This is a genomic window from Arcobacter sp. L, from assembly GCF_000284235.1.
GTDB lineage: Bacteria > Campylobacterota > Campylobacteria > Campylobacterales > Arcobacteraceae > Aliarcobacter > Aliarcobacter defluvii.
On record NC_017192.1, the window covers coordinates 2,731,017 to 2,743,626 of the forward strand.

The window sequence follows — 12,610 nt, forward strand, 5'->3', positions numbered from 1 at the left end:
TTAATTTTTTAATAAATGTTATAATTTCTAAAATGCAATAGTATCATTTGTTTATTGAAAGGAGTTAAAAATGAAAGTATTATTAACAGGCTCAACTGGCTATATTGGAAGAAGACTAAAACAAAAACTTCTAGAAGATAAAAATATAGAATTAAAACTCCTTGTTAGAAATAAAAATAGTGTACGTTCAAACTTACAAAATAAAATAGAAATTATTGAAGGTGATACTTTTAATAAAGACTCTTTAAAAGAAGCTCTAAAAGATGTAGAAACTGCTTATTATTTAATTCACTCTTTAAGTAATGAAAACTATAAAGACCTAGATAAAATTTCTGCTCAAAACTTTTTAGATATAGCTAATGAATGTGGTGTTAAAAGAGTTATCTATCTTGGAGGTTTAGGAGTTAAAAATGAAAATACAAGTGAACACTTATTAAGTCGTATTGAAACTGGAGAAATTTTAAGTTCAAATAAAAATGTTCAAACTATTTGGCTTCGAGCAGGAGTTATAATTGGTTCAGGAAGTGCAAGTTTTGAAATAATAAGAAATCTAACAGAAAAACTTCCAATTATGACAACTCCAAAATGGGTAACTACAAAAGCACAACCAATAGCAGTAAATGATGTACTTTCATATTTATATAATTCATTATATTTAGAAAAAAAAGAAAATCTAATAGTTGATATTGGTAGTGAGCAATTAAGCTATAAAGATATGATGTTAAAAACTGCAAAAGTTTTAGGTTTAAAAAGATGGATAATTCCACTTCCATTTATGAGTATAAACCTTTCATCTTATTGGTTAAATCTTTTTACTCCTGTTCCTTTTTCTATTGCAAAAGCACTAATTGAAGGATTAAAATCAGAAGTTGTAATCCAAAATCAGAATGCTAAAAAATATTTTCCAAATATTATTCCTATTTCTTATGAAGATGCTGTAAAAAATGCAATAAAAGAGATAGAAGAGAATCAAGTAATTAGTAGATGGAATGATAAAGGTGATGGAGTTTGGGATAAAACAAGTAATAGTGAAATATCAAAAGCAATTTTTATAGATAGAAAAGAAGAAGATATTTCAAATATAGATGCTTCAAAAGTTTATACATCATTTATTAGTATTGGTGGAGCTAATGGCTGGTTTGATTTTGACTTTTTGTGGGAATTAAGAGGAATTATTGATAAATTAATCGGTGGAGTTGGACTAAAACGAGGAAGAAGAAGTCAATGTGATTTAAGAATTAGTGATTGCCTTGATTTTTGGAAAGTTGTTGATTTGAAAGAGAATGAAAGACTTTTACTCTATGCTCAAATGAAGATTCCAGGAGAAGCTTGGCTTGAGTTTAAAATCAAAGATAATAAACTAATTCAATCTGCATATTTTTATCCAAAAGGTGTTTTAGGAAGATTGTATTGGTATGCTTTAATTCCCCTACATTATTTTGTATTCAACAATATGATAAAAAGTATAATCAAAAAGGCTAAAACTCTTTAGCTTATACTTTTTATCAACGGAAAAATTCGCAAATATTTATATTCAAAACTTTTGAAATTTTATACAAAGTTTCTATATTATAATGTTTATTTTCAAGTCCTGCTTCAATTTTTCCAATTGTACTAACTGATCTATGACCAATTGTCAAAGCTAATTCCATTTGAGAAATATTTTTCTCTAATCTTCTTCTTTTTACATTAAAAGCAATTTTTCGATGAAGTTCTTCAATCTCGCTTTCATCAATTTCTAAATATAATTGCAATTTTATTCCCCATAGTGAAAGTTTTGTGTAAGAATATAAAAGATAAAATAATTTCTATATTCCCTATAGGGAATAAATTATTTAATTATTGGTTTATAATGAAAAATTCGGATATAGATAAATTTACGGAAGATATAGAAATTATTTTATTTCAAAAAAATAAAATTGATTTTGTTAATAGAATAATCAATGATATAGTTTATCAATGGAAACTTCCTTTATCAATTATCTCAACAGCTTCAACAGGAATAAAACTAAAAAAAGAACTAAATCTTCTGGAAGATAAAGAAATAATCCCTTCAATGGAATTGATAAATAACTCTGTACAAGAGTTATCAAATTCTATTGATGAGTTTAAATATTTTATTAATAATACAAATAATACAATGCAAACTTTTTCTATTTCTGAACTTTTTGAACATATATTTAAACTTTTAAATATAGAATTTTTTTCAAAAAATATTGAGATTAGAAAAAATATACAAGATATTGAGATTTATTCTTTAAAAAGTAAACTTTCTTTAGTTTTAATTAATATTTTAAATAACTCAATTGATTCTATTTTAAACCAAAACATATCAAATAAAAAAATTATTTTCTTAAAAACTTACAAAAAAGATAATTTTTTAATTATTGAAATTAAAAATAGTATAAAAATACTAGATAACGAAAGTATAGTAGCTTTATATAATTTTAACATGACTTATGAAAAGTTATTTAGAGAATCTAAAATTGATTTATATCTAAGTATTAAAATTATCAAAAAATTTTTAAATGGAACTATTTTAATTTCAAATGAAAAATTTATTTATAAAAATAAAAATTATGAAGGAACAAACTTTTTAATTAAATTAAAACTTTGAATTTAGTTTATATTTTTTATTAGATATTCTACATCTATCTTTTCTTTTAAAGTTGAAATAAAACTATCAACCGTATTTTTTTTATATTTTGCAAAATCAAAACCTACATAATCACTTTTTATAGATTTAAAATAGTTTGTTCTAAACTCATTATTATCAAAAATCTTATGTACAAATGTACCTTTAAAATTCTTCTTTTCAAAAAATAAAGAATACTTTTGACACATTCCATGATGTATCTCAAAACCATCTATTTTTGAGCCAAATAACTCATAACTCTTTTTCTCTAAGATTTTCTCTTTTTCAAAAACTATTACATCATCAATAAAACCAAAACCTTCTTCACTAATAGCTTGTTCATTTTCTAAAGAGTATTTATCTTCAAGTGTTTCAAACATCATCTCGTATCCACCACAAATAGCACAAATATCTTTTTGATAGTTTTTTATTTGTTCAAATAATCCTGTATCTTTTAACCATTTTAAATCTTTGATTACAAGTTTACTTCCTGGAAGTATCACTAAATCAAATTTTTCTAAAGAGATATTTGAACTAACAAACTCTACTAAAACTTCATCATCGGCAACCAAAGGTTCAAAATCATTGTAGTTACTCATATATGGATAAGAAATAACTGCAATATCAAGTTTTTTGGTTTTTGGTTTTTGAACAAAGTTTTTCAAACTTGCACTATCTTCAAAACCTAGATTAAATGGAATATAAGGAAGAACACCTAAAACTTTGATTTTAAAATCTTCTTCGATGATTCTAATACCTTCATCAAAAAGTGTTAAATCACCTCTAAATTTATTTACTATAACACCAATTACATTCTTTCTAAGTTTTTCTGGCAGTAGATTATAAACTCCCCAAATAGAAGCAAAAACTCCACCTTTTTCTATGTCTGCCACAAGTATAATTTTTGTATTGTATTCTGTTGCTATAAAAATATTTGATAAATCTTTATCCATCAAATTTAATTCTACAGGACTTCCAGCACCCTCAGCAACAACACAATCGTATCTTTCATCTAAATATTCAAAACATCTTTTAACAGCTGGTTTTAATAAATCTAAATCTCTGTAATATTCTCTTACATCTTTGTTTGTAACAACTTTTCCCTCAACTATAAGTGAAGCCGAACTTCCTCGACCCGATTTTAATAAAACTGGATTTAGATGATAAGAAGTTTTTACACCCAAAACTTCTGCTTGAAAATATTGAGCAATTGCTATTTCACTTCCATCATCACAAACGTGAGAGTTATTTGATACATTTTGTGCTTTAAATGGAGCTACTTTATAGCCTAAATCTTGAAGAATTTTAGCTATTACAAAAGTTATTGTTGATTTTCCAGCGTCACTACTTGTTCCGAATATTGAGATGTTATGAAATTTTTTATTAGACATCTTTTTCCAATTTTTTAAAAATTATTTTTAATTATTTTATATACAGTTAATATCTCAATTATTTAAGAATACAGATATAATATGAAAGCTAAGTATATGTATTAATTCTTAAAATAAAGAATAAAAATGACAAAAATTGTAAATGTTTTCAATCTCAAATATATTTACTTCATCATATTTTCAAGTCTTATTGTATGGGCATTTTTTGCCTATTTTACAATGAATACTCAAATTCACAATCAGGAAATCTATGCAGAAATAATAAACCTTAGTGGGAAACAAAGAATGCTTTCCCAAAAAACTACTCTTATAGCAAAAAGATATTTTGAAACAAAAGATGAAAGTCTGAAAAATCATCTAAAAGAATTGATATCTTTGATGAAGAATGATTACTTTTATATCTCAAACAATCTAACTTCAAAGGAAATTTCTGAGATTTATTTTTCCAAAAATGATAATCTAGATAAAAAAGTAAAAAACTATTTTGAGTTATTAGACAAATTTTATAAATCAAATGATTTTAATCTTTTAAAAGAGATTGAAAAAGATTCTTTTAATTTATTACCTCTTTTAGATAAGGCTGTTTATACTTTTCAAAAAGAGAGTGATGAAAAAACAGCACAATTACTAAAAAGAGAAAAATATATACTATTTGGAACTATTATAACTCTTCTAATTGAAGCTTTATTTATCGTTATTCCTTCCATTAGAATTACTGTACAAAAAGAAAAAGAGTTAAATGAATTAAATGCTTCTTTAAAAACAAAAATAGATGAAGCCATACAAGAAAATTTAGAAAAAGAAAAAATTATTCAACAACAATTTCATTTCTCACAAATGGAAGAAATAATAGTAAATATTTCCCATCAATGGCGACAGCCTTTATCTATAATATCAACAGTTGCAAGCAGTATAAAAATTTCAAATGAAGAACTTACAAATAAAATCGATATTATTATGTCAAAAGTAAATTATCTATCAAATACAATAAATAATTTTAATGAGTTTATAAAGATTGATGAAATTTTGGAAAATATTAAATTACATCAAATAATTGAAAAGACTCTTTTTGTTTTAGATTCAAGTCTAAAAACCTACAACATAAATGTAAATAAAGATTTTTATAAAGATGAAATTTTTATAGTGGGAAATAGCACAAAATTATCCCAAGCATTGCTTAGTATTTTCAATAATTCAAGGGATTTTCTAATCAGTAATCAAATAGAAAATAAAGAGATTTATATAAAAACTTATGTGGAAAACTCTTTTATTTATATAGAGATTGAAGATAATGCAAGTGGAATAAAAGAAGAAAATCTAAAAAAAGTTTTTGATATATACTTTACAACAAAACATCAAAGCCAAGGAACTGGACTTGGATTATATATCACTTATCATATAATCAAAAAATATTTTAAAGGAACAATTGAAGCAAAAAATGGGCAATTTGGTGCAAAATTTATTATCAAACTGCCTTTAAAATAGTTTATGTTTTAGATTAAAATTCCTGTTTCTATAAAGTTGTTGATTTTTTGGAAAGTTTTATCATCTATTTTTCTTGAAATATTTAATTTATTTGCGAAATAATCACTTTTAAATAAAGTTATATTATTTTCAATAAATTGAATTTTCATCCTAACTGTTTCATCTTTAATATCTTTTTTATTTATATATCTATCTTGAATTTTAACTACATATTTTTCAAATGTTTCAGGTTCTCTAAATGAACTTATTCCTACATAATTATTTTTCATATAATCGTAATCTTCATTTGAAAGTTTTAATATTTTATGTAAATTAAAAACGGATAAATCCTTTACTTTTCCATCTCTAAAAAATATAGTATGAAATAGAATAAAATTAATATTTACTAAAATTAAACATCTTAAATTATCAACATCAGTTTCTTGGTTTCTATCAATCCACTCAACTAAATTATCTAAAACTTGAATATAAATTCTTGCATTTAACTCTTTTGTTTCTTCAATAGTTTTTAAAATAATTTCTTCATATTCATCTAATTTTCTATATTCTTCATCACTATTAAAAATCGTTTCAAAAAGTTCTTTGATACTTGGTTCATATTTCAAAAACTTAGATGCAGATTTTTCTTTTACTCTTGAAAACACTTCTTTCTCTTCACCTTCAAATACATCATCATTTAAAATAATCACAACTTTACAATCAAACTCTATTGTTAAATTTGTAATAAATCCAAATAAATCATTTAGGTCTATATCTTTTGATTTTCTTTCAAAATCATCAAAACAGATAATCGCCCCATTTTTTAATCTTTCAAGAGCAACTCTTTCTTTATTCTCTTTTTGTTCTTCTTTTAAACCTTCTGCCAATTTTGAAAAATCAAAAGAAGAAAAAAGATTTCCATATCTTTTTGAATATTTTGTAAATGTTGAAAAAGTTTTTGTAACTAAATTATCTCCACCAATTGCACTAAAATATATTTGTGCAAAAATATCATTTTCAATCTCTTCAATAGAACTTTTCCCATATAAACTTACATACGAATATGCACTATTTTTATCACTTAACTCTTTTTTTAATTCATCAGTTGCAATAAGATTTTTCCAAAAAAAAGTTTTACCACTTCCCCATTTTCCAGAAAGCATAATAACTTTACCATTAGAAATATCAGTTTTTAAATAACCATTTTCACCAATTAAATATTTTTCTAAACTTTTTTGATTTGATTTTCCCATTATAAGTTCCTAAACATAAATCATTTTTTTAGTCATTCCACCATCAACTACAAAATCACTTCCTGTTATAAAACCTTTATTTCTTAGTAAAAATTTAACTACATCAACCACATCATCAGGAGTTCCAACTCTTCCACTTGGATGTTGAAAATTATCATCTTTTGTAGGCAAATAATCTTCATTTGTATTTATCCAACCAGGTGTTATTGAATTTACTTTTACGTCAGGACTTAATGACATAGAAAGAGCATGAGTTAAAGAACTAATTCCACCTTTTGAAGCACTATAAGCTTCTGTTCCTACTTCACTCATCAAAGCTCTTGTTGAAGAGATATTTATGATATGTCCTTCTGATTCTTTTAGGAAATCTGCAAACTCTTTTGAAAGAATATATGGAGCTGTAAGATTTGTATTTATTATATTTTCCCACTCTTCAAAAGTCTGCTTTTCTAATATCTTCATTGAAAATATTGCAGCATTGTTTATTAGAGCATGAAGAGAATCAATATTTGTTTTTATCTTTTCAATAGTTTTTAAAAGCTGGCTTTTATCAGATAAATCACATTTATAAAAATCAACTTTTTCCATCTTATTTTCAACAATATCTATATTTATAACATGATATTTTTTTCTCAAATTTTTTGCTATAACTCTTCCAATACCATGTGATGCACCAGTTATTATGATATTTTTCATTTTATCTCCTAAATATTTATTTATATTCCAATTTATTTACAACTAACTTTTTATTTTTAAATGGGTCAACAATCGCATCTATTTCTTCTAATTTATATTTTAAAGGAAAGCCTATTTTAGAGTTTGTTGCTGTACTTTCTAATATATAAAATCGTTTATCATTTACATATAAAGCTTTACTATTTAATTTTATATTTTGAAGATGAATTATGACAAAAATATGTTCAGGAACTAATACAAAATAAATCTCGTCATAACCTTTTACTTTTAAAAGAGAAATCAAAAGATTTGATTTATCATCACAATCCCCAAAATTTTGTTCAACTACTTGTTTTGAACTTCTTGCAATACTTTCATTTATTTTATAAGGAATTTTTGTAACAAAATCAAGCATTGATTGAACTTCACAAACTTTATCACCTTTACAATCTTTTGTTAAAAAATTTGCAAGTTTAGTTGTATATTCGTCAGTTCTTACTTGATTTACATAAGTTGCATCACCAATATCAATAAACTGATTTTTAACTATAAAAAAAGAACTAACAATCAAATAAACAACATAAATTATAAAAATAGCAGAGATTAAAAAAGAGAAATATTTTAATAATTTACTATTTATTAGCATATTTTATCTAGTGCTTTTTGTAAAGTTTCATTTGCAGTTGAGCTTTTTACTGCAATTCTTACAAATCGTTCATCTAAAAAATCAAAATTTGAGCAGTCTCTAACCATAATTTTAAATGGTTTTAATTTTTCTTGAAACTCTTTGCCATTTAGATTTTTTAATTTTACTAAAAGATAGTTTGCACTACTTTCAGAAATTTCATCTATCAAACTAGAACTTTTTAGAATATTTTCTAACTCTATTTTATTTTTGATATTTATAGCCTTTGAAATAGATTTAAAAAGTTTATCATCAAGTGCAGCTTGTAAATAGTTTGAATCAAACTGCGACAATTTCCACATAGGTTCAAACTCTTTTAATTTTTCTATATTATCTTTTGTAGAAACTATTGTTCCTACTCTAATGCCTGCACTTGAATAAAATTTTGTCATTGATTTTAAAATGTATAATTTATCGTAAGTTTTTAGATATTTTATAGCACTAGGTTTATCACAAAAATCTAAAAAACTCTCATCAATCAAAATGGTACAAGATTTTTCTATCCAAGTTTTCATCAACTCTTCTAAATCATAATATCTTCCATCAGGAGTTGAAGGATTTACAAAAATTACAAAACTATTCTCTTTTACTTCTTGATTTATATTTTCAAATCTATTTATCAGATTTAACTCATAACCAAAATTTAAAGCAGCTTTTTTATACTCTAAATATGCAGGTGAATAAATAGTACAAGTTTGTAAAGAAAGATGTTTAAATAGAGTAAAAATAGCACTACTTCCACCATTAAATAGTTCAATCTCTGAGTTTTCAACTCCATAGTTTGATGAGATTTTTTCATATAACTTATCATAAGTTGGATATGAAGAAATATCTAAAGTGTTAAAATCTACATTTATTTGAGGTTTTACAAAATTTATATTTGAAGATAAATCTATAATCTCATCTACATTACATCCTAATTCAAATGCAAATTTTTCTATCTGCCCACCATGTTCAAAAATTTTCATAATATTAAAAGCAATCCTATATTTAAAAGTATCAATTCTGTATGTTCAAGAGTAAATCCCAAACAATCTCCATTTACAAAGCCAAATTTATTGTTTAAAACTTTTAATACAAAATAAAAACTCAAAAGTGATAAAACAAATAAAACTAAAACATTTGTTCCAATAAGAAATGCAATTATTACATAAATCAAAGCAAAAAGTTTGAGTTGAAAAATCCCAGAATTTGCAAAAGCCAAAGATAAAAAACTATCTTTACTAAATTTAAAATATCCAAGAAGATAAATCAGATTTAATCTTGAAAAAACACAAACAAGTAAAAACAAAATATACTGTTTTTCATATAAAACATAAGTGATTATTCCAACTTTTAAAAGTACAAATGAAAAACCATATAAAGCCCCAATTGCCCCAATAGTTGACTCTTTCATAATTTTATAAGCATCTTTTCCACTATAAGATGCAAACCAAGCATCAACCACATCTATAATTGCTTCTGTGTGTATAAATCCATAAAGAGCAAGATAAATTACTGCACATACAAAAGATGCATATAAAGGATGAAAAAAATCAACTAATAAATAATTTAACCCAATTACAATTGAAGCTAAAATAGCTCCAACAAGTGGCAATAAAACTAAAGTATATTTATACGTTTCGTTGTTAATTTGCATATTTTTCACAAAAACTGGAATTATTGAAAAATATGAAAGTGCAAAGAAAAAGGCATTTGATAGTTGTTTCATTTTAATCTTCTTTCTAATCCAAATTTTACTTCATAAACCTCATCACAAAGATGTACAAGTTCTTGTCCAATAAGTCCTGTAAAATCTACAAATCTTCGTGATTCTTTATCAAAAGGTATTATTCCATTTGATACATCATTTAGAATAAAAATTATATTTGTCTCTTTTTGGCAAATCTTTTTTAACTGCTCTTTTAAAACTTCTTCTTTCTCTTCTAAGTTATTAAAAAGCCACATAGAAACACAATCTATTAAGTAAGTATTATTATTTTGTACAACTTTTACTAAATCTTTGGGTTCTTCAATAGTGATAAAATTTTCTTCTCTTTCAAGAATATGTTTATTTATTCTATTTTGCATAGAATCATCACCAAAAGAGTTATCATAAGTTGCTATATAATAAGGCTTTTTTTCTTTTGAAAGTTCTAGTGATTTTTTTATTCCTGCTTTTGTTTTTCCTGATTTTTGTCCACCAAAATATAATATCTTCATCATAATCCTAAAAAGTTTTTAATACCTGTAAATACGATTTGAGCTGAAAGTGCTGCAAGAAATAATCCAGTAATTTTTGAAATCACTAAAAGTCCATGTTTTCCTATAATTTTTTCTATAAGACTTGAACTATAAAGCATAATACCTATTACTAAAACAGCACAAATTAAAGCTAAACTTCCAACTAACATTGAAGATGTATTTTCGAAAGTTGCACCCATTACAAGTAAAATACCAATAGTTCCAGGACCAATAGTAACAGGAATTGATAAAGGTACCACTGCAAGTTGTGAAATATCTTTATCTCCTACTTTTGTACTATCTTTATTTCCTTTTACTAACTCAACAGCTGTTATAAATAGTAAAGCTCCAGCACCTATTCTAAAAGCATCAAGTGTTATTCCAAATATTGAAAATAGATTTTTCCCAAAAAAAAGTAAAATCATACTTGCAATTACAACTGAAATAGTAACTTTTATAGCTAATGCTTTTCTTTGTTTTATTGTTGCTTCATTTGTAACAGTTAAAAAAACTGATAAAACAAAAAAAGGTGTCATAATAAAAAACATTTTCAAAAATGTTGAAATAAATAAATCCATAAAAATCCTAATTTAAAAATATTTTTTAATCTCTTTTGCCCAAAGTTCATAAGCTGAGCCATTTAAGTGCAAATCATCAAAAGTGAATTTTTTCTCTAATACTTTTTTTGGAGCAAAAATTGGATTTAGATTTATAAAAGTAATATGATTTTCTTTTGCATACTTTTCTAATCTTTTGTTTAACTCTTCAACTTTAAAGTTGAAATTTTCCATTCTTCTTTCACCAATAAAAAGTGTTGATTGAATATAAACTTTTATATTTTTATCTTTAAAAGTTTTGATGATTTTTAAATAGTTATTATAAACTTCATCTACTTCTTTTCCTCGCATAATATCATTTACACCAATCATTATAAAAACTTGTTTTATATTTTTATTTATTGAATCTAGTCGTTCTAACACACCGTTTGTTGTATCACCACTAATTCCCCTATTTTGTACTTTGTCATTATTAAGTAATTCATCCCAACGTCCTTCATCAGTTATAGAATCACCTAACATCATAGTTTCATATTTATCATTATTTTGTAACATTTCAAATTGACTCTTTTTATGTTTATAATATGGATCATCTTGTATTTGCCAAGCTTGTAACATCAAAACTCCACTAACTAATAATAAAATTAACTTTTTCATCTTTTATCCTAAAAAACTCTCAATTTTTTTTGTAACTACTTCTTTGGATAAGCCATTGATTGTTGCATAACAAAGTGCTCCACCACAACCAACACCCTCTTTTGCTTCACCTTCATCATAAAGTTTAAGTGCAGGATGGTTTGATAAGCTAAAATCAAAATCACTTGCATAAGCATTTATTGGGAAATCTAATTGTTCTAATATTGCTTTTAGATTTGAATCTTCATCTTTATTTATCCATTTTGTTGTACAAAGTGCAAGATTTGAAGAATCAATTTCGCCATCCATACTTTGTAAAATAGAATTAACTACAAGTAAAACACAAGCCATTTGTGTTCCACCTGCAAGGATAACTTTTAAGTCATTTACTCTACTTCCTAAAATAAATCCCGCATTAAAAATAATCATATTATCACTAACTTTTGATAATATCTCAAAAATATCATCATTTATATCTAGATTATCTAAAGCTTTATTTATTGTTTCATTTTTTATATCATTTGGAGAATTTTTAAATGAACTAGAAAAATATCCTTCACATTTGTATCCAAGAGCTTTTGCAGTTGCATTTGCTGTTGTAGTTCCAGCTGGAATTGTTTCAGCTATTATCACATAATCATCTTTTGTTTCAAAATTTTGACCAAATTCTATACCTTTTTGAAATATTTCCATAGCAGGTATTTTTGCATTCTTATCAATACTTTCACTTGAATTTATATCAAAATTATAGATCTTAAAATAATCTATTTGAGGAATTACATCTAAGCCCAAATTTAAAATCTCGATATTTGAGTATGGTTTTAATTCATGAATTGCTCTAGTTATAAGAGCAGGTGTTGGCACACCTTTTGGTGTTTGTGCAATATCAGGAAGTGAATGAACTTCTTTTGTACATAAAAATTCAGCATCAAGAGTGGGAGTAAGATAGAGTTTTCCAGGTATTCCAGCTTGCGAAATATTTGGTATTTCACATGTTTTTGTCACACTACAGCTAAGTAAAAAAGTTGCTCTTTTACCTCTTAAGAACTCTAAAAAATCAACTTTTCCTAAAATTGTTTCAAAATTCATTT

14 protein-coding genes are annotated in these 12,610 nt (G+C 24.9%); 3 read left to right on the forward strand and 11 right to left on the reverse strand.

Annotated features, from left to right (window positions below):
• Window positions 1-70 precede the first annotated feature (70 nt).
• The gene (locus ABLL_RS13495) at window positions 71-1,492 is read left to right on the forward strand and encodes an SDR family oxidoreductase (RefSeq protein WP_014475341.1); all 1,422 of its coding nucleotides are present in this window, start codon (window positions 71-73) and stop codon (window positions 1,490-1,492) included.
• Between the two features lie 13 nt (window positions 1,493-1,505).
• Here the strand turns inward: ABLL_RS13495 and ABLL_RS13500 are convergent, their stop codons facing one another.
• Window positions 1,506-1,754: a helix-turn-helix domain-containing protein gene (locus tag ABLL_RS13500; RefSeq protein ID WP_014475342.1), complete on the reverse strand. Its 249-nt coding sequence runs from the start codon at window positions 1,752-1,754 to the stop codon at window positions 1,506-1,508.
• Between the two features lie 98 nt (window positions 1,755-1,852).
• On the opposite strand from ABLL_RS13500, the gene ABLL_RS13505 reads away from it, so the two are divergent.
• Window positions 1,853-2,617 (forward strand): HAMP domain-containing histidine kinase, encoded by a 765-nt coding sequence (locus ABLL_RS13505; protein ID WP_014475343.1) that lies wholly within the window; start codon window positions 1,853-1,855, stop codon window positions 2,615-2,617.
• 2 nt (window positions 2,618-2,619) lie between these two features.
• Here ABLL_RS13505 and ABLL_RS13510 read toward each other — a convergent pair whose 3' ends face one another.
• Entirely contained in the window at window positions 2,620-4,026 is a 1,407-nt protein-coding gene (locus ABLL_RS13510) for a cobyric acid synthase (protein WP_014475344.1), read from the reverse strand.
• A gap of 126 nt (window positions 4,027-4,152) precedes the next feature.
• Between ABLL_RS13510 and ABLL_RS13515 the strand changes: the two genes are divergently transcribed.
• The gene (locus ABLL_RS13515) at window positions 4,153-5,511 is read left to right on the forward strand and encodes an ATP-binding protein (protein ID WP_041654926.1); all 1,359 of its coding nucleotides are present in this window, start codon (window positions 4,153-4,155) and stop codon (window positions 5,509-5,511) included.
• Between the two features lie 8 nt (window positions 5,512-5,519).
• On the opposite strand, the gene ABLL_RS13520 is transcribed toward ABLL_RS13515, so the two are convergent.
• From ABLL_RS13520 to cobT, 9 genes are read right to left on the reverse strand one after another with little or no spacing between them, the layout of a single operon-like run.
• A complete protein-coding gene (locus ABLL_RS13520; protein ID WP_014475346.1) occupies window positions 5,520-6,743 on the reverse strand; it encodes a P-loop NTPase fold protein in 1,224 nt (407 codons plus the stop codon).
• A gap of 9 nt (window positions 6,744-6,752) precedes the next feature.
• Entirely contained in the window at window positions 6,753-7,439 is a 687-nt protein-coding gene (locus ABLL_RS13525) for an SDR family NAD(P)-dependent oxidoreductase (RefSeq protein ID WP_014475347.1), read from the reverse strand.
• Between the two features lie 16 nt (window positions 7,440-7,455).
• Window positions 7,456-8,064: a hypothetical protein gene (locus ABLL_RS13530; RefSeq protein ID WP_014475348.1), complete on the reverse strand. Its 609-nt coding sequence runs from the start codon at window positions 8,062-8,064 to the stop codon at window positions 7,456-7,458.
• Complete coding sequence (locus ABLL_RS13535; RefSeq protein ID WP_014475349.1) at window positions 8,058-9,071, reverse strand: aminotransferase class I/II-fold pyridoxal phosphate-dependent enzyme; 1,014 nt, start codon at window positions 9,069-9,071, stop codon at window positions 8,058-8,060. Before ABLL_RS13535 ends, ABLL_RS13530 begins: the two co-directional genes overlap by 7 nt.
• Complete coding sequence (locus ABLL_RS13540) at window positions 9,068-9,814, reverse strand: adenosylcobinamide-GDP ribazoletransferase (protein WP_014475350.1); 747 nt, start codon at window positions 9,812-9,814, stop codon at window positions 9,068-9,070. The genes ABLL_RS13535 and ABLL_RS13540 overlap by 4 nt, the downstream gene beginning before the upstream one ends.
• Window positions 9,811-10,305 (reverse strand): bifunctional adenosylcobinamide kinase/adenosylcobinamide-phosphate guanylyltransferase, encoded by a 495-nt coding sequence (locus tag ABLL_RS13545; RefSeq protein WP_014475351.1) that lies wholly within the window; start codon window positions 10,303-10,305, stop codon window positions 9,811-9,813. The genes ABLL_RS13540 and ABLL_RS13545 overlap by 4 nt, the downstream gene beginning before the upstream one ends.
• Window positions 10,305-10,904 carry a MarC family protein gene (locus ABLL_RS13550; RefSeq protein ID WP_014475352.1) on the reverse strand — a complete coding sequence of 200 codons (600 nt, stop codon included), beginning with the start codon at window positions 10,902-10,904 and terminating at the stop codon, window positions 10,305-10,307. Before ABLL_RS13550 ends, ABLL_RS13545 begins: the two co-directional genes overlap by 1 nt.
• Window positions 10,905-10,916: 12 nt before the next feature.
• A complete protein-coding gene (locus ABLL_RS13555; RefSeq protein WP_014475353.1) occupies window positions 10,917-11,540 on the reverse strand; it encodes a GDSL-type esterase/lipase family protein in 624 nt (207 codons plus the stop codon).
• A 3-nt stretch (window positions 11,541-11,543) separates the two neighbouring features.
• A complete protein-coding gene (gene cobT / locus ABLL_RS13560; RefSeq protein ID WP_014475354.1) occupies window positions 11,544-12,608 on the reverse strand; it encodes a nicotinate mononucleotide-dependent phosphoribosyltransferase CobT in 1,065 nt (354 codons plus the stop codon).
• Window positions 12,609-12,610 lie beyond the last annotated feature (2 nt).

Excerpts from the sequence above, each read along its gene's own strand:
- ABLL_RS13495 (WP_014475341.1), top strand. The coding sequence starts at position 71 with ATGAAAGTATTATTAACAGGCTCAACTGGCTATATTGGAAGAAGACTA.
- ABLL_RS13505 (WP_014475343.1), top strand. The coding sequence starts at position 1,853 with ATGAAAAATTCGGATATAGATAAATTTACGGAAGATATAGAAATTATT.
- ABLL_RS13510 (WP_014475344.1), bottom strand. The coding sequence starts at position 4,026 with ATGTCTAATAAAAAATTTCATAACATCTCAATATTCGGAACAAGTAGT.
- ABLL_RS13515 (WP_041654926.1), top strand. The coding sequence starts at position 4,153 with ATGACAAAAATTGTAAATGTTTTCAATCTCAAATATATTTACTTCATC.
- ABLL_RS13520 (WP_014475346.1), bottom strand. The coding sequence starts at position 6,743 with ATGGGAAAATCAAATCAAAAAAGTTTAGAAAAATATTTAATTGGTGAA.
- ABLL_RS13525 (WP_014475347.1), bottom strand. The coding sequence starts at position 7,439 with ATGAAAAATATCATAATAACTGGTGCATCACATGGTATTGGAAGAGTT.
- ABLL_RS13530 (WP_014475348.1), bottom strand. The coding sequence starts at position 8,064 with ATGCTAATAAATAGTAAATTATTAAAATATTTCTCTTTTTTAATCTCT.
- ABLL_RS13535 (WP_014475349.1), bottom strand. The coding sequence starts at position 9,071 with ATGAAAATTTTTGAACATGGTGGGCAGATAGAAAAATTTGCATTTGAA.
- ABLL_RS13540 (WP_014475350.1), bottom strand. The coding sequence starts at position 9,814 with ATGAAACAACTATCAAATGCCTTTTTCTTTGCACTTTCATATTTTTCA.
- ABLL_RS13545 (WP_014475351.1), bottom strand. The coding sequence starts at position 10,305 with ATGAAGATATTATATTTTGGTGGACAAAAATCAGGAAAAACAAAAGCA.
- ABLL_RS13550 (WP_014475352.1), bottom strand. The coding sequence starts at position 10,904 with ATGGATTTATTTATTTCAACATTTTTGAAAATGTTTTTTATTATGACA.
- ABLL_RS13555 (WP_014475353.1), bottom strand. The coding sequence starts at position 11,540 with ATGAAAAAGTTAATTTTATTATTAGTTAGTGGAGTTTTGATGTTACAA.
- cobT (WP_014475354.1), bottom strand. The coding sequence starts at position 12,608 with ATGAATTTTGAAACAATTTTAGGAAAAGTTGATTTTTTAGAGTTCTTA.